The sequence below is a fragment of the Mycobacterium basiliense genome (assembly GCF_900292015.1).
In the GTDB taxonomy this organism is placed as follows: Bacteria; Actinomycetota; Actinomycetes; order Mycobacteriales; family Mycobacteriaceae; genus Mycobacterium; species Mycobacterium basiliense.
Map to the genome: position 1 here is coordinate 82,653 of NZ_LR130759.1, position 16,840 is coordinate 99,492.

Annotated in this window: 13 protein-coding genes and 1 pseudogene; 10 read left to right on the plus strand and 4 right to left on the minus strand. The window is 62.9% G+C overall.

All coding sequences use genetic code 11. The features are described from left to right. Positions 1-25 precede the first annotated feature (25 nt). From moeB to MB901379_RS00470, 8 genes are all read left to right on the plus strand, one after another. On the plus strand, positions 26-1,195 hold the full coding sequence (gene moeB / locus MB901379_RS00435) for a molybdopterin-synthase adenylyltransferase MoeB (RefSeq protein WP_158014810.1): 1,170 nt from the start codon (positions 26-28) through the stop codon (positions 1,193-1,195). A 13-nt stretch (positions 1,196-1,208) separates the two neighbouring features. Beyond that, entirely contained in the window at positions 1,209-1,730 is a 522-nt protein-coding gene (locus tag MB901379_RS00440; RefSeq protein WP_158014811.1) for a nucleoside deaminase, read from the plus strand. Further along, positions 1,727-2,986: a cytochrome P450 gene (locus MB901379_RS00445; RefSeq protein ID WP_158014812.1), complete on the plus strand. Its 1,260-nt coding sequence runs from the start codon at positions 1,727-1,729 to the stop codon at positions 2,984-2,986. The genes MB901379_RS00440 and MB901379_RS00445 overlap by 4 nt, the downstream gene beginning before the upstream one ends. 116 nt (positions 2,987-3,102) lie before the next feature. Then, entirely contained in the window at positions 3,103-4,947 is a 1,845-nt protein-coding gene (locus MB901379_RS00450; RefSeq protein WP_158014813.1) for a flavin-containing monooxygenase, read from the plus strand. Between the two features lie 112 nt (positions 4,948-5,059). Then, the gene (locus tag MB901379_RS00455; protein ID WP_158014814.1) at positions 5,060-6,073 is read left to right on the plus strand and encodes a glycoside hydrolase family 6 protein; all 1,014 of its coding nucleotides are present in this window, start codon (positions 5,060-5,062) and stop codon (positions 6,071-6,073) included. Between the two features lie 250 nt (positions 6,074-6,323). Continuing rightward, positions 6,324-7,406, plus strand: coding sequence for an LOG family protein (locus tag MB901379_RS00460; protein WP_158014815.1), 1,083 nt, complete (start codon positions 6,324-6,326; stop codon positions 7,404-7,406). Positions 7,407-7,603: 197 nt separating this feature from the next. Next, positions 7,604-9,043: an FAD-binding oxidoreductase gene (locus tag MB901379_RS00465; protein ID WP_158018853.1), complete on the plus strand. Its 1,440-nt coding sequence runs from the start codon at positions 7,604-7,606 to the stop codon at positions 9,041-9,043. Positions 9,044-9,141: 98 nt separating this feature from the next. Then, positions 9,142-10,023 carry a haloalkane dehalogenase gene (locus MB901379_RS00470; protein ID WP_158014816.1) on the plus strand — a complete coding sequence of 294 codons (882 nt, stop codon included), beginning with the start codon at positions 9,142-9,144 and terminating at the stop codon, positions 10,021-10,023. A 7-nt stretch (positions 10,024-10,030) separates the two neighbouring features. Here MB901379_RS00470 and MB901379_RS00475 read toward each other — a convergent pair whose 3' ends face one another. The 4 genes and pseudogenes from MB901379_RS00475 to MB901379_RS00490 form a co-directional block, all read right to left on the minus strand. Next, positions 10,031-10,207, minus strand: coding sequence for an NHL repeat-containing protein (locus tag MB901379_RS00475; RefSeq protein WP_158014817.1), 177 nt, complete (start codon positions 10,205-10,207; stop codon positions 10,031-10,033). 260 nt (positions 10,208-10,467) lie between these two features. Continuing rightward, positions 10,468-11,295: pseudogene (locus MB901379_RS00480) on the minus strand (serine/threonine-protein kinase); the annotation flags it as partial. Between the two features lie 84 nt (positions 11,296-11,379). Further along, positions 11,380-12,504, minus strand: a complete 1,125-nt coding sequence (locus MB901379_RS00485) for a DUF6777 domain-containing protein (RefSeq protein WP_158014819.1) — start codon at positions 12,502-12,504, stop codon at positions 11,380-11,382. Positions 12,505-12,799: 295 nt separating this feature from the next. Next, a complete protein-coding gene (locus MB901379_RS00490) occupies positions 12,800-13,759 on the minus strand; it encodes a dipeptidase (protein WP_158014820.1) in 960 nt (319 codons plus the stop codon). 231 nt (positions 13,760-13,990) lie between these two features. Here MB901379_RS00490 and MB901379_RS00495 point away from each other — a divergent pair, with 231 nt between their 5' ends. Continuing rightward, complete coding sequence (locus MB901379_RS00495) at positions 13,991-14,353, plus strand: SRPBCC family protein (RefSeq protein ID WP_232022175.1); 363 nt, start codon at positions 13,991-13,993, stop codon at positions 14,351-14,353. A 115-nt stretch (positions 14,354-14,468) separates the two neighbouring features. Beyond that, entirely contained in the window at positions 14,469-16,802 is a 2,334-nt protein-coding gene (locus tag MB901379_RS00500; protein WP_158014822.1) for an FdhF/YdeP family oxidoreductase, read from the plus strand. The last annotated feature ends 38 nt before the right edge of the window (positions 16,803-16,840 follow it).

Here is a 16,840-nt window from a genome sequence, read left to right on the forward strand (position 1 = left end):
GATTCACCTCAGGAAGGAATGACAAATGGCTCCGTCCTCGCTAGTCAAGCCAGCAGCCGCATTGGGCAACGCTGAAATAAGGCGTTATGGAAGGCATTTGACCATTCCGGACGTCGGTATGGCCGGGCAGCAGCGACTGAAGAACGCACGGGTGTTGTGTGTCGGTGCCGGTGGCTTGGGTTCGCCTGCGCTCATGTATCTGGCGGCGGCCGGTATCGGCACGTTAGGCATCGTCGATTTTGACATCGTCGAGGAATCCAATCTACAACGCCAAATCATCCATGGGCATTCCGATATCGGTCGGCCGAAGGTTGAATCCGCCGCGGCGACGCTCCGCGAGATCAACCCACTCTCCGAGGTTATTGTCCATAATTCCGCGCTTGACAACGAAAATGCGGTGCAACTCTTTCGGGAATACGATCTGATCGTAGACGGCACCGATAATTTCGCGACCCGCTACCTCATCAACGACGCAGCGGTGCTCGCCGGCAAACCCTATGTCTGGGGTTCGATCTACCGGTTCGATGGACAAGCAAGCGTCTTCTGGGCGGAGCACGGCCCCTGCTACCGATGCCTATATCCGGAGCCGCCGGCGCCGGGGACGGTGCCATCGTGCGCTGAAGGAGGAGTTCTAGGCGTCCTGTGTGCCAGCATCGCCTCGATCCAGGTGACGGAGGCGATCAAACTCCTCATCGGGATCGGCAAACCGCTGATCGGTCGCTTGATGCTGTACGACGCGCTCGCAATGTCCTTCCACACCATCGATTTCCGCAAGGACCCCAACTGCGTCCTATGCGGCGACAACCCCAGTATCACCCAGCTTGTCGACTACGACGCGTTCTGCGGAACGGCACCGGCAAGCACTGACGCGGCATCGATCGTTACCAGCCAACAGCTGCACGACTGGCAGGACGCCGGCGATGACTTTCTTCTCCTGGACGTCAGGGAGGCCACCGAGTCTGCCATTGTTCACATTCCGGGCAGCGTCTTGATCCCCAAGGGGGAGATCGTGTCGGGCTCCGCGCTACCGCGGATACCCAGAGACAAGAAGACCGTGCTGTATTGCAAGACCGGCATTCGCTCAGCCGAGGCACTGGGAAAGCTGAAGGCGGCTGGGTACAGCAACGTCTTACATCTGGAGGGCGGAATATTGGCTTGGATCAAGGCAATTGACCCATCGCTGCCGACCTACTGAGGCGTCCTGGCGCATGAAGAACGACAGCGACCAGTTCGCTAGCACGAAACTTGACCGCGTCGACGACATCTCGGATGAACTGCTCGAATCCGCCATGCGGCAAGCTCTCGAGGTGGCGATGCGAGCACGGCGCCCCTTTGGCGCGGCCCTGTTCGACATCACACGCCGACGCGTCGCATATTGCCGTCCTAACACGACCCGCGAGGACCACGACCCGTTTGCGCACGCCGAGATGAATGTACTCCGAGCTGCGGCGCAGAGTGATTCGGACCTGTCAAACCATATCCTGTTGTCCACGGCGGAACCCTGCCCGATGTGCGCTTCCGCGGCGATCATCGGCCAGGTCAAAGCGATCGCGTTTGGCACCTCAATTGCGACGCTCGTCCAGCTCGGTTGGCGTCAAATCCAGCTTCCCGCAGCCACTGTCATCGCGCACGGCAGTCCTCGGATCGAGGTTCGGCCACACTTTCTCGAGTCCGAGACCGACCTGTTCTATCAGCGGTACCAAACCCAACCATATGGAGGAGAACAGTGACCACGCCAGCTGATGAGGTCCCCCGCTTTCCGTTTGCCCGTCCGGTCCCGACCGAGCCGTCACCAGTGCTCGGCGAGCTCAGGCGTAGCTGTCCGGTCGCACAGATCGAACTGCCGTCCGGACACCCGGCGTGGTTAGTGACCCGCTACGAGCACGTCAAGCAATTGCTAGCTGACTCCCGGTTCAGCTGTGCCGCTGCCGCTCGCCCTGAGGCCCCGCACTTTGTCCCGTTCGTGCAGTTGTGCCGGAGCCTGCTCAGCATCGACCCACCCGAACACACCGTCGCAAGAAAGCTTCTCGGCCGCGGCCTCAACGCCGGATTCATCGAAAGACTGCGGCCGGCCCTGCAACGCATTGTCGATGACTGCCTTGAGCAAATGGCCGCTTCGCGCCCGCCAATCGACTTCATGCAAGCAGTAAACGTCCCTTTCGCGGTAGCGGTAATGGCTGAACTGCTGGGCGTCACAACCGATGTGGTCGCCGAGTTGAGAAGTCATCTAGACGCTGCCATCTCGATCGACGAGATCACTGACGACGAAATTGAGCGCAGATGGTCGGAGCTGTCCAATATGGTTGGCGCACTGCTAGAGCGCAAACTGGCCGAACCCGCTGACGACTTGCTCAGCACGATCGCCAGTGCCCACCGGTCCGACCCATCGATGACCGACCCGGAGGTGGTGGGAATGATCCTTAGTTTGGTCACCCCCGGGGTCGTCACCCCCATCGTCCAGATCACCAACGGACTTGCGACCCTGCTGCGTCATCGAGATCAATATGAGGCGCTGGTACGGGATCCCGATCTGGTACCCATGGCGGTGGAAGAGATATTGCGATTCAATGCCCCGGTCGAGGTCGACCACCTTCGGGTTACCACCGCGGACGTCCAACTCGACGGCACGCTCATTCCGGCCGGAAGCTCGGTCTTCCCGTCGATTACCTCAGCCGACCGCGACGAGCGGCAGTTCGAGGCACCGGCAGACTTCGATATCCGGCGCCACCCGAATCCCCACATTGCGTTCGGACACGGACCGCACGCTTGTCCGGCGTCGGCGCTGGCTCGGCTTTTCCTGACAATATTTTTCGGAACACTGGTCCGACGCTTTCCCGGTTTGGAACTCGCCACCTCATTCGACGACCTGACCCGACGCGCAAAGGGCTTGCATTCGGTCGACCTGCGCGAGCTCATGATCACCTGGCCAGCCGAAGGCGCAGCAACAACCGCTACGTTGTCGAGCACGCATGACTTGGCTGTGTGAAGTCGACGTGGGCTCTCAGGCACTCCGACGGCAGGATCATTCGGGGGCCCGCGGATACGCCGAAAATAACTACCGCTCTGGTGAATTCAACGTCACAAGAGCCAAGAGGGGGTGTCATGGTCGAGCTTCACAATGCCCGCCAATCGACTGATTTCGAAACACCAAATGACGATATCCGGGAAAGGTACCTTCGAGAGCGAGATAAGCGTCTGGCGGTATCTCGTGGCTACATCACTCCCGCGTCGGGCACTGTCCAGCATTACCTGGACGACCCCTATACACCACCAATAGCCCGAAATCCTTTGGCCGACCGGGTCGACGCATTAGTCGTAGGTGGCGGTTTCGGAGGTCTGCTCACGGCGGTGCGACTAAAAGAAGCGGGCTTGCGTCGAGTCCGCATCATCGACAGCGCCGGCGATGTGGGCGGGGTCTGGTATTGGAATCGCTACCCAGGAGCCCAATGCGACGCAGACTCTTACTGCTATCTTCCGCTACTGGAAGAGACCGGCTACATGCCGGTCGAAAAGTATTCGCATTCACCGGAAATCAGGGCGCACGCCCAGCGGATCGCCCGCCATTTCGCTCTCTACGAACTGGCGCTGTTTCAGACACGGGTCCGTCAGATGGTATGGAATGAAACGACTTTCACCTGGACGGTGCGGACCGATCGGGGGGATGCAATCACGACGTCATATGTCGTGCTGGCTACCGGAGCGTTCAGCAACCCCATCTTGCCCGACATTGAGGGCCTGGAGTCATTCGAAGGCCATTCATTTCACACCAGCCGCTGGGACTACTCCTATACCGGCGGCGATGCCACCAGCCGCCTTTCGAAACTGCACGACAAAGTGGTCGCGGTGGTGGGAACCGGTGCCACGGCGGTCCAAGTCGTTCCACCTCTGGGCGCTTCCGCCAAGAAGTTGCTGGTTTTCCAACGTACCCCCGCGGCGGTCGATGTCCGCAATAACCGACCCACCGACCCGGACTGGGTCGCTTCCTTGGAATCGGGCTGGCAGCGGCGGCGCATACACAATCTGGCCCGAATCGTGAGCGGATACCCGGTAGACCGGGATTTGGTCGATGACGGGTGGACGCACCTGTATAAGGCGCTGCTCAATCCGGAGTTCGCTGCGATGGCGGATTCGGAAGCAGCGAAGCGGCGTGACGAGGCTGACTTGCGGCAAATGGCGCGCATCTGGACTCGCATCGACAACACCATCACAGACTCAGCCACCGCAGCGGCCCTCAAACCGTACTACCACTACCTCTGTAAGAGCCCCTGCTTCCACGACGAGTACCTCGATGCTTTCAACCGATCGAATGTAGAGCTGATCAATACCGACGGACGCGGGATCGAACGGATCTATGACGCTGGCGTCGTGGCCAACGGTCAGAAATTCCCCGTGGATTGCATCGTCTTCGCAACGGGGTTCGAGGGCATCGGTAACTACCCCGAGAAGACGGGCATCGATATCATCGGTCGCCGCGGAGTCTCGATGAAGCAGCGTTGGTCAGACGGAATGTTGTCGCTGCACGGCGTGCTGAGCAGCGGGTTTCCGAATCTTTTCTTCAACCTCGCGTCCGTCGACGGTCAAGCCACACTGTCGGTCAACATGAGCTACACGTTGGGCGGGGTCGCGGACCACATCGCGAAGATCGTTTGCGAAACCAGACGGCGGGGAGCGCGGGCATGCGAGATCGAGCCCGAGACCGAAGCGCAATGGGTCAAGCTGATCGAGTCCGGTACGGCGAGGTCCCGGACCACCAAGCTGCGATGCACACCAGGGCGACGCAACAACAACGGCAACGTCGACCAGCAACCTCCGCGCGCAGGCATCTACCCGGGACCGGCCGTCGAATTCTTCGAACAGTTGGCCGCCTGGCGTGACGTCGAGCAGTACGCCGGCCTGAATTTCTTGATGCCCCCGTCGTACTCAGACACGCTCAACCCAGCCATCTAGAGCGGGACTGCGTCCAGCGAACGGCGGCGAAGACCTGGTCGGTGCGGGCGCCCATGACGGCCGGGGCGGTTAATTGGCATTTGTTGAATTGGGGCACTATCTTGCTGGGGTGATGTCCTCAGCCGTTGGTGCCGTCGCGCGCCGGATCGCCCCCTTGCTGGCCGTTGCGGCCGCTGCGTACCTGGGTTTTTTCGCCGACCTGGCGCAGGTGGTGCCGGCTCCGCCGATGACCCTGGTGGATGGGTCGAACCCACTGGCCGGGCAGCCCTTCTACGTCGATCCCGGTTCGGCCGCCATGGTCGCCGCGCGCAACGCCAACCCGCCAAGTTCCCAGCTGACCGCCGTCGCCAATACGCCGCAGTCCTACTGGCTTGACCAGGCGTTCCCCGCGGGCACCGTCGGTGGCACGGTTGCCAAATACACCGGTGCCGCGCAGGCCGCCGGTGCCATGCCGATCCTGACGCTCTACGGGATCCCGCATCGAGACTGCGGTAGTTTCGCCTCGGGCGGCTTCGCGACGGGCGCGGACTACCGTGCGTGGATCGACGCCGTCGCTGCTGGCTTGGGCGCATCGCCCGCGGCGATCATCGTGGAGCCCGATGCCCTGGCCATGGCCGACTGCCTTTCGGCCGAGCAGCGCCAGGAACGCTTCGACTTGGTCCGCTACGCTGTGGACACGTTGACCCGCGATCAGGCCGCCGCCGTGTACGTCGACGCGGGACACTCACGCTGGGTGAACGCCCAGGAGATGGCCGCCAGACTTAACCAAGTCGATGTGGGTCACGCGCGGGGGTTTAGCCTCAACATCTCGAACTTCTACACTACCGATGAGGAAATCGGTTACGGCGAAGCGATTTCGGGCATGACGAATGGTTCGCACTACGTGATCGACACGGGGCGCAACGGTGCCGGCCCGGCCCCGGAGTCACCGCTCAACTGGTGCAACCCTGGTGGCCGTGCCCTGGGCGTGCCGCCCACCACCGATACCGCGGGCGCGCACGCCGATGCCTACTTGTGGATCAAACGGCCCGGTGAATCCGACGGATCATGCGGCCGCGGGGAGCCTCAGGCCGGTCGATTCGTCAGCCAGTACGCCATCGACCTGGCCCAGAACGCGGGTCAGTAGCGGGCCACACGCAGGCCTAACCGGCGTGCGCTGCGCATAGCTCGCTGCCTCGGGTGCCCCCTAACAGGGACCCGCCTGCGGTCAGTCACCAATAACTTGAGGACGGCGCTTCTGCGGGCCTGGTTGCCCCGACGCCAACGCCGGGGATGGCCGGTGCATGGGGTGAGTTCCCCGAAACGCGGCGAGTCCGTTGCGGGAGTAGTACGGTCGCGTCAGTGCTTAGCGATGCTCTGCACACTCGGGAGTGAGTATGTCGAACCGTGAAATTCCGTTTCAGCCGCTGCGGAATTCGTTATACACGTCAATGGAGCTGATGAGCGGCTTCGATCCGGACCGTCCGCTTAGCGCCGCCGAGACCTTGGACTTTCAGTCCTATCGCTACTTCACCGCTAACGGTGGCCCGTGTCCCAACGACCCGTACGCGGGGATGATGCAGGCACTGCACGACCACTCGATCATGCGTGCCATCTCGAAGTTCTTCGCCAGCGTTGACGCACCGACGGTCGCCATCATGGGTGGCCATGATGAGGCGCGTGGCACGGAGAAGTACGTGGATGTGATGCGCATCGCGCGGGCCCTCACTCAATGTGGCTGCCTGGTGGCAAGCGGCGGTGGGCCCGGCGCGATGGAAGCCACCCATCTAGGTGCACTGCTCGCGCCGACATCGGATCAAGATGTGGCAGACGCGTTGAAGCAATTGAAGTCCCGGCCGACGCTGCCCGCCAGCGAGTCGGTGGTATCAGAGACCGGCGAGGTCGATACGGCGATCGTGTGTCAGTTGCACAGTTGGGCCAAACCCGCCTTCGAGATCGCCCAAACGTTCACCCAAACCGGAGGGCGTAGCCTCGCCGTTCCCACCTGGTACTACGGCTGCGAACCGCTCACCCCGCTGGCCACCCATGTCGCGAAGTACTTCCAGAACAGCATCCGCGAAGACATTCTGTTGTCGCTGGCCGCCAATGGGATTGTTTACACGCCCGGCGCGTCGGGCACACTGCAGGAAGTCTTCCAGAACGCCGCGCAAAACTATTACCCCCGAAACGATCAGGCGTTCTCCCCGATGATTTTCTTCGGCAGGGAGTTTTGGACCGAGAAGCTACCCGTGCTGCCGGTTCTTGAAGGACTGTTCGTGGATAACGAGAAGTTGACCCCCATGGAATTCCGTCGGCTGGTCCGGATAGTCGACACCGCCGAGGAGGCGGTCGACGCCCTGCTGGAGCATCATCCGTCAACGAAGAAAATGATGAACCGCATGCAAGCGGTGGGGTTCGGACCGATCATGGCGGCCGCCGGCAGTGCTCCCAACGGGGCTCCGAATCCGCGCTCCCAGTAAACGGTAGTTCGGCCGGGCCGAGGTAACGGTTCGGGCACGTTTCGGCTGGCGCTTGACACGTCATGCGCCACAGAGGTTCTCGTGGATGACAATGCCGAGCATGACGCAAATCGCGGGATGGTGCCGGCCCGCACCGACCGACAGTGTTCGATGGTGCCGGCCCGCGCCGACCGGCACATGGCGGCGGGGGGCCGGCGTTGGCCGCTGAGATCTCGCGCCAGGCATTCCTGCGGGGCGCCGCTGGCGCGTTGGCGGCCGGGGTCGTTTTCGGCGCGGTCCGCGCCACCGCCGAGCCGAACGTTTCCGGGTGGGAAGGCCTTTCGTCCGCCCTGGGTGGGAAGGTGCTGCGACCGGACGACGGTCCCCAATTCGCAACGGCTAAACAGGTTTTCAACACCAATTACAACGGCCTGACGCCTGCGGCGATAGTCACCCCCACGTCGCAGGCGGACGTACAACGGGCGATGGCATTCGCTGCCGCCAACAATCTCAAGGTCGCCCCACGTAGCGGTGGACATTCCTATGTGGGGGCGTCCACGGCGGACGGAACCATGGTGCTTGACCTGCGCCAACTTCCGGGGGGAATCAACCTTGATGCCGCGACCGGGCAGCTTACGGTTGCGCCCGCAACCGACCTGTACGCCATGCACCAGGCACTGGCCGAGGCTGGTCGGGGCATCCCGACCGGGACCTGCCCCAGCGTCGGTGCCGGCGGTCACGCCCTCGGCGGCGGCCTGGGCGCCAATTCGCGACACGCGGGCCTGCTTTGTGACGCCCTGACGTCTGCGTCGGTGGTGCTGCCCAGCGGCCAGGCGGTCACCGCGTCTGCTACCAGCAACCCCGACTTGTTCTGGGCGTTGCGCGGCGGTGGCGGCGGCAACTTCGGGGTGACGACATCGCTCACCTTTGCCACGTTCGCCAGCACGGATCTCGACGTCGTGAACCTGAATTTCCCGCCCCAGGCATTCGCTCAGGTCCTGCTCGGTTGGCAGCAATGGCTGCGTACCGCCGACCGAAACAGCTGGGCCTTGGCGGACGCCACCGTCGACCCGATGGGTACACATTGTCGAATCCTGGCGACCTGTCCGGTCGGTTCGGGCAGCAGCGTGGCGTCGGCCATCACTACGGCTGTGGGAGTGCAACCGCTCGGTACCGAGAACCACACGTTCAACTACCTGGACCTGGTCAGGCATCTGGCCGTCGGGAACCTCAATCCCGCACCGCTCGGCTATGTCGGCGGCTCCGATGTGCTGCCCACCATCAACGCGGGCACCGCAAAGGGAATCGCCTCGGCAATCGAAGCCTTTCCCCGCGGGGCTGGTCGTGCATTGGCGATCATGCATGCACTCGACGGTGCCCTGGCCACTGTGGCACCGGGAGCAACCGCCTTCCCGTGGCGCAAGCAGTCCGCGCTGGTGCAGTGGTACGTCGAAACCTCCGGTTCTCCGTCGACGGCGACCGGCTGGCTCAACACGGCACACCAAGCGGTGCAACCGTATTCGGTTGGCGGCTACGTCAACTATCTCGAGGCGAACCAACCGGCGTCGCGGTACTTCGGGCCCAACCTATCGAAGCTGAGCGCCGTGCGGCAGAAGTATGACCCCGGCCGCGTCATGTTCTCCGGTTTGAACTTCTAGGTGTACCGGCGAAGCCACACCGGGGCCAGTGGCCCCATTGTCGTCCGCTGCCGGGTTCACATAGCGTGCCGGTTATACCGACGCTCTTGGAGGCCACGATGACCGCGATCAGTACCGCCCCGCTCACCAAGCGCTACCGCGCAGTCGACGGCAAGCAAATGGCTTACCACGAAAGCGGACGGGGCCGCTCGGTCGTCTTCCTCCATGGCAACCCGACGTCGTCGTATTTGTGGCGCAACATCATCCCGCATGTCTCCGATCGCGCCCGCTGCATCGCACCCGACCTCATCGGTCACGGCGACTCGGACAAACTCGACGACACCGGAGCAGACAGTTATCGCTTCGTCCAGCACCGCCACTACCTGGATGGACTACTTGACCAGCTCGACCTCGGCGATGATGTCGTCTTCGTGATCCACGACTGGGGCTCCGCCCTGGGCTTTGATTGGGCCAATCGCCACCGTAATCGCGTTGGCGGCATCGCTTTCATGGAAGCGATCGTGCGGCCGGTGACGTGGGACGAATGGCCTGAAGCCGCCGCGGGAATCTTTCGGGGATTTCGCTCCGATGCGGGCGAGCAGATGGTCATCGACAAGAACTTGTTCGTCGAAGCGGTGTTGCCGGGTTCGATCCTGCGCAGCCTGGCGCCCTCCGAGCACGACGAGTACCGGCGCCCGTTCGTCGCGCCCGAACACCGCCGGCCCACCCTCTCCTGGCCGCGCGAGATACCGATAGCGGGCGAGCCTGCCGACGTTCATCAGATCGTCTCCTCCTACGCCGAGTGGCTGCCCAGCACCGAATTCCCGAAGCTGTTCATCAACGCTGAACCTGGCGCAATTCTCACCGGTCCGCAGCGTGCGTTCTGCCGCGGCTGGGCCAACCTCACCGAGGTCACGGTGTCCGGCAGCCATTTCATCCAGGAGGACAGCCCACACGAGATCGGCGAGGCGATCGCCCAGTGGCTCACCTCAATCCCCTGAAAGACGATCAGCGGGCCGGCAGCTTGAGCACCCGACGATTGCCGGCATCGACAACCAACACGGCGCCGTCATGGTCGACGGCCAGCCCTTGCGGAGACTTCAATCCGGTGAATGGCAGCACGGTCTCCTTGTCGGAAGTCGTCAGCGCTTGCACCCTGTCGTGGAAGACATCGGTGACGTCCACGGTGCCGCTACCTTCGACCGCCAGCCCCTGCGGCGGTACAGCCCGGAAAACGGCAACGACACCGAACCCGTGGCGGCGGGACCGCTCCTGGCGATGAGCAGGACGGTTGTCAGGGCGGCGGCGATGGTCAGGATCGTGGCAGCCGCGACGACGAATGCCCTGCGATTCGTTCGGGTCGCTCGCGGCCCGAGCGCGGCCGGTGTGGCCACCGTCGGTGGGTTGGCCGCTCGGGAAAGCGCGGGTCGGTCACTCGAAGTGCGGGGAACTCGCTGCGCGGGCGCGGTGAGGGCGGCGCGGGCGGCAGTGGCCAGTTCTTTGGTGGTGGCGTAGCGCGGTTGCGGATCTTTGGCCATGCCGGTGGCAACGACATCGTCGAATGCCGGAGGTAGGCCGGGCCGCACCAGGGACGGTCGTGGTGGTGGCGACGTCAGATGTCCGGCGACTTGGCGTTCCAAGCTCTCACCCGGGTAAGGCGTGGTACCGGTAAGGGATTCGTGCAGGACGCAGGCCAACGCGTAGATGTCGCAGCCGGGTGTGGCCTCGTCGGCGGTGAACCGCTCGGGGGCCATGTAAGCCCAGGTGCCGATGGTGGCCCCGGTGCCGGTGAGTTTGGTGTCGGCCGTGGCACGGGCGATGCCGAAGTCGATCAAGTAGGCGTGATCGTCCTCGTCGAGAAGCACGTTGGACGGTTTGACGTCGCGATGCACGAGGCCGACCTTGTGCGCGGCGTGCAGCGCGCGGGCGATCTGCTCGACGACCGCCACCGCCCGCACCGGATGCAGTGGCCCGGCGGTGATCACCGAAGCAAGGTCGCGGCCCTCGATCAAGGCCATGTCAACAAACAGGTTTCCGTCGATCTCGCCGTAGTCATGGATGGGCACGGCATGCGGATGCTGCAAGCGGGCGGCGGCGTGGGCTTCCCGGCGGAACCTTTGCGAGAACTTCGGATCCTGCGCGAAGTTCATCGGGAGCAACTTGAGGGCGACCACTCGGTCGGTGCCTGTGTCGTAGGCACGCCACACCTCGCCCATGCCACCGCGACCCAACAGGCTCACCAGCCGGTAGCGTCCGAACGCTGTGCCCTCCACCAGCGCCCTCTCGTTCAGAGGATCAACCACCTCACAGTAGCCAAGCGCGATCGACGACCCCGCCCGATCGGAATGCTAAAGCGGCTATTTGCGCACCAACTGCAGATCGAACGACGCCCCAGACGCCGCGTTGGTGTAAGTCATGGTCATTTGGGCGCCGTCTACCCGCCCGGACATGGTCCCATTGGTGGGCACGCACCAAAATGGACCAGAGCTCACCGAACCCTGGTAATTCCCCGAAAATTCCCCGTTTGGTGGTGCGATGAGGAAGTCGGCTTTGACGGCGAGTTCGCATTTGCCAGCCGCGGCCGCCTCTTCTGCAAAACTGATGATCCGGCCATTGCGAACCACCACCGTTGCTGTCGACGGCGAGTTCACCGAGACATAAGTGCCGTCATAGGTGGTGTTCTCGCCACCGGGCTGGGTGGCGGGGGGACCGCTGCGCTGAGCGTCCGCGCCGCTGGTCCCGGCCATTCGGTCAAACGTGACACCGGTGTAGACATCGAACAGCACAAACACCGTGATGACAGCCTTGGCGGGTTGCACGACGACGATCACCCCGGGGTTGTAACCGGCCCACGCCGTGCCGCGCACTGTTGGCCTCACGTCGAGTGCGACGGGTGCCGTCAACGGGTTGCCGCCGGCACCACGCACCCGTGGAACCCCGTAGATATCGAGGAGTATAGCGGTGCCCGCCTGCAGAATCGATTGCAGCGGAACCGGATTGGTGCCGTCAAAGCCGTATAGGGTGACTCGTGTGTCTACCCGCAGGAAGGCCGGGGTGAGTTCACGGATGTACGGCTCGATTTGATCGACAGAAACCGATGTTCCTTTTGACCACCGCAACGACACATCGGAATTGAGTGCAGCCACGAACGCCCGAGCTTCGGCATCGTGCGTCTTGAGAAACGAAATCATCTTTTCCCGGTCGCATGAAGAGTTGTTCAGCGACCCGCCGTAGAGTCCGGCCTTGTCGCCAGGCTGTTGCTGCGCGACCACGTCGGTGCCGTTGCCTTGTGGCGTCAAATTCGGCCCCGGCAGCGGTTTACCCGACTGCGGCGAAGCCACCGACGGCATGAACGGATCCGGGCCAGGATCGTCGGCGGCGGTGAGCCAGAGCTCCCCGCCGGCCGCAGGCGATTTGCCGTCTCCTCGGCTAGTGCAACCGACGAGGCCAATCAATAGGACAATCGCCAGACCTAAACGCATTGCACGGTCCAGCGGCGCACAGTGGGACGACATTGGATGCGATAGGCGGACATGTCGGCCTAGTGACATATCGTTACGATACGGGCCGCGCGTCGGCGTATTTCAGAGAATTGGCAAAGTTGCTGGCTCACCACGCGTGACGGAATGCGGACAAAACGCATGACGAGTGGGCGATACCGCTGTCGGCGATGAAAGATGCGACCACCGACGATGTTCGAATGCGCTGAGTGCGCAAATGATGAGCAGGATGACGACATACCGGTTCCGGCCTTTTCGGGATGGGTAGGCCGTAGCTTTAGGTGCGCCACACCTGTTGAGCCACGCGATGGAAGTTGCCCCCGAGCGCGGCGCGGATGTCATCATCGGTCCAACCGCGCCCGTCGAGGTGCTGGCCAAGCGTCAGCAGCGTTTCGGGCGACATCCATTGGATCGGCCCCCAGCGCGTGTAGCTGTCATCGAATAGGTGTGGATTGCGGTCGAGTTCGTCGTAGAAATCGGCGAGGTCAAAGGAGAAATCGGTACTGATGCCCACGTGTTCGATGCCGACCAGGTCGGCGGCGTACTCCAGATGTCGCGTCATCGCCTCGAGGGTGGGGGTGTTGGGGCCAAGAAAGATTCCGACGCCGGTGATCCCGATGACCCCACCGGTAGCTGCGCATGCCCGGGCCTGCTCGTCGGTGATATTGCGGGGGTGATCCCAAACAGTGCGCATGCAGGAATGGCTGTAAATGACTGGTTTGGAAGATATTTCACACATATCGAGCCCGGTACGGACGCTGCAGTGAGATCCGTCGGCAACGATGCCGACGTTGTTCATTTCGGTGACCACCGCGCGGCCCCAGCTGGTCAGACCGCCATCGGTGGTGTCCAGACAGCCGCTGCCGGCACGGTTGGCATGGTTGTAGGTCGGTAGCAACGTGCGCAGCCCCATCTCGGCCAGGGTCGCCAGATTGTCAAGGTTGTCGTCGAGAGGGCCCGAGTCTTCGAGGTCGAACACCACCGCGATTTGCCCGGCGCGCACGATCGCAGCGACATCAGCTGTGCTGGAGGCCAATTCGAGATCGGGGTGTGCGGTGACCGCTGCACGGAAGTGCCGCAGCAGCGCCATCGTGTCGCTGAACCTGTGGGGTGAATACCCGGCATTGACTGAGACCAACGCGGCCACGTCGCGATGGCGGTAACGCGTCAGCTCCTCGATGTTGGCGTCGGTCGTCAGCGGTAGGCAGGTGTGTTGATCCCACAGGAACGAAGTCATAGACCGATAGTGCGCCCGGCCGTCAGACCTGGCGACCGGGACATCCGGACATCCTTGTTACCCGTCGTCGGGCAGGTGATCGCCCCGTCGCTCGTTCTCCGCGTGGCCCCACCGCCTGCCTTGCCTGATGGTCACCGGACAGTGCACCATCGACGGGTGAGTAAGGTGACCCTAACTACCGAACTGCCGATTTCGGCGGAAACGGCCGCGGCGCTGGCGCGCAAACCCGCGATGATGACCTACGTGCTAAGCCCCATTGTGCGCGCTTTCCACCTTGAAGTGCCCGAAGATATCGAGGTCGGTACCCGAGCATCAATGCGTTTGTGGTGGTTCGGCGTGATACCCGCCTGGACCCACCACCTGACCATCAAACAACTCGACCCCACAGAGATCTACACCAACGAACATGGCGGACCCGTGCGCACCTGGAATCATCGCCTGATCTTCGAACCCATTGACGCTCACCACTGCCGCTACACCGACGAGATCGAAACCGACGACGGCCTACGTGGCGCCCCGACGCGGTTGTTCATCAGGCTCATGTTCCGCCACCGCCACCGCCGGTGGCGCAGGCTTACGCAGATATTGCGCTAGCCGTCGGGCACGACAGCAGCAGTCCGCTGGCTGGGTCGGGTGAAGTCCGTTGTGCGGTAGACACGGCGCCTGGGTACGCCGAATCCGGAAAGCCGAATCGTTGTAATTTGGTTTGGTGGGTTTCAAGCGCTCAGCCCCGTCCAACGACGTCGCTGCCGACTACGACGAGCACGCGATCACCATCACGCCGCGCAAGCATGAGGCGGCCGGTGCCCGCGCGGTGCTGGTCTCGCTGCAGCGCGGGCTGGAGCAGATGGGAGCCATGCGCACCGCCGCCGTCCTGGCCCGGCTGAATCAACGCACCGGCTTCGATTGCCCAGGGTGCGCATGGCCCGAGGACCACGGTGGACGAAAATGGGCCGAATTCTGCGAGAACGGCGCCAAAGCCGTCGCCGAGGAAGCCACCAAGCGCATTGTCACACCGGAATTCTTCGCCCGGCATTCCATAGCCGAATTGTCGGCCAAGCCCGAATACTGGCTTTCACAGCAGGGCCGTCTTTCCCACCCGATGGTCTTGCGGCCCGAGGACGACCACTACCGGCCGATCAGCTGGCGTGACGCTTACCAGTTGATCGCCGACCACCTCAAAAAGCTGGACAGTCCCGATCAGGCGGTGTTCTACACCTCGGGTCGTACCAGCAACGAGGCCGCCTTTTGCTATCAACTGCTGGTCCGCAGCTTTGGGACCAACAACCTGCCGGACTGTTCCAATATGTGCCACGAGTCCTCGGGCGCCGCGCTGAGCGAGTCGATCGGTATCGGAAAAGGATCGGTCACCGTCGAGGACGTCGAGCAGGCCGACCTGATCATCATCGCCGGCCAAAATCCGGGCACCAACCACCCGCGCATGCTCTCGGTACTGGAGAAGTCAAAAGCCAACGGTGCCAAGATTATTGCCGTCAATCCACTGCCTGAGGCCGGTTTGATCCGGTTCAAGGACCCGCAGAAGGTAAACGGGATGGTGGGACGCGGTGTGCCGATCGCCGACGAATTCGTGCAGATCCGTATCGGCGGAGACATGGCGTTATTCGCCGGGTTAGGCAAGCTGTTGCTCGAGGCCGAGGAACGCGCCCCCGGCACGGTGGTGAATCAGGCGTTCGTTGATCAACATTGTGCCGGGTTCGACGAATATCGACGTCGCACTCTGCAGATCGACTTGGACACCGTGTTGGCCGCCACCGGCATAGATGCCCGGCAGCTCGAGCGCGTGGCGGCATTGGTGATGGCGTCGCAGCGCACCATCGTCTGCTGGGCAATGGGCTTGACGCAGCACAGCCACGCCGTCGCCACCATAGGAGAGGCGACCAACCTGCTGCTGCTACGCGGCATGATCGGCAAACCGGGTGCCGGTGTGTGTCCGGTGCGCGGGCATTCCAACGTGCAAGGCGATCGCACCATGGGCATCTGGGAGCAGATGCCCGAGATGTTCCTGGCCGCGCTGGACGAAGAGTTTGGCATCGTCAGTCCTCGCAAGCACGGCTACGACACCGTGGCAGCGATCCGGGCCATGCGTGATGGGCGGGCCAAGGTGTTCATGGCAATGGGCGGCAACTTCGCATCGGCCACGCCAGATACCGCGGTCACCGAAGCGGCGTTGCGCAATTGTTCACTAACCGTACAGATTTCGACCAAACTCAACCGCAGCCACCTGGTACACGGCAGGACGGCACTGATCCTGCCGACGCTGGGTCGCACCGACCGCGACATCCGTAACGGGCGCAAGCAGGTCGTCTCGGTGGAAGACTCGATGTCGATGGTGCACCTGTCACGCGGCAGCCTGCATCCACCGAGTGACCAGGTGCGTAGCGAGGTGGAAATCGTCTGCCAGCTGGGGCGGGCTCTGCTCGGAGCGCAGCACCCGGTGCCGTGGGAGCGATTCGCAAGCGACTACGACACCATTCGCGACGCCATCGCCGCGGTAGTGCCCGGCTGCACCGACTACAACCGCAAGGTTCGGCAGCCAGATGGATTCCAATTGCCGCACCCGCCGCGGGATGCACGCGAATTCCAAACCAGCACCGGCAGAGCAAATTTCGCCGTTAATCCCCTGCAGTGGGTTTCGGTGCCACCGGGGCGGCTGATCCTGCAAACGCTGCGCAGCCACGATCAGTACAACACCACGATTTATGGGCTCGACGATCGCTATCGCGGAGTGAAGGGTGGTCGGCGCGTGGTGTTCGTCAATGCCTCCGACATCGAAGCGCTGGGGCTGAAGGCGGGTGCGCGCGTCGACTTGGTGTCCGAGTGGAACGATGCGGATGGCCGGTTACAGGAACGGCGGGCAAAGGACTTTCTGGTCGTCGCTTATTCGATTCCGGTCGGCAACGCCGCAGCCTACTATCCGGAGACCAATCCGCTTGTGCCACTGGACCATACCGCGGAGAAATCGAATACGCCGGTTTCGAAAGCGATCGTCATCCGGGTGGAGTCGGGTTCGAGTGGGCGGTGACGGCCGCTAGCTCTGGAGGGCGAGGGTTTGGCTGGGGA

Coding starts and splice junctions, on each gene's coding strand:
- MB901379_RS00460 (WP_158014815.1), top strand. CDS start 6,324: ATGTCGAACCGTGAAATTCCGTTTCAGCCGCTGCGGAATTCGTTATAC.
- MB901379_RS00485 (WP_158014819.1), bottom strand. CDS start 12,504: ATGCGTTTAGGTCTGGCGATTGTCCTATTGATTGGCCTCGTCGGTTGC.
- MB901379_RS00455 (WP_158014814.1), top strand. CDS start 5,060: ATGTCCTCAGCCGTTGGTGCCGTCGCGCGCCGGATCGCCCCCTTGCTG.
- MB901379_RS00495 (WP_232022175.1), top strand. CDS start 13,991: ATGATGACCTACGTGCTAAGCCCCATTGTGCGCGCTTTCCACCTTGAA.
- MB901379_RS00450 (WP_158014813.1), top strand. CDS start 3,103: ATGGTCGAGCTTCACAATGCCCGCCAATCGACTGATTTCGAAACACCA.
- moeB (WP_158014810.1), top strand. CDS start 26: ATGGCTCCGTCCTCGCTAGTCAAGCCAGCAGCCGCATTGGGCAACGCT.
- MB901379_RS00490 (WP_158014820.1), bottom strand. CDS start 13,759: ATGACTTCGTTCCTGTGGGATCAACACACCTGCCTACCGCTGACGACC.
- MB901379_RS00470 (WP_158014816.1), top strand. CDS start 9,142: ATGACCGCGATCAGTACCGCCCCGCTCACCAAGCGCTACCGCGCAGTC.
- MB901379_RS00440 (WP_158014811.1), top strand. CDS start 1,209: ATGAAGAACGACAGCGACCAGTTCGCTAGCACGAAACTTGACCGCGTC.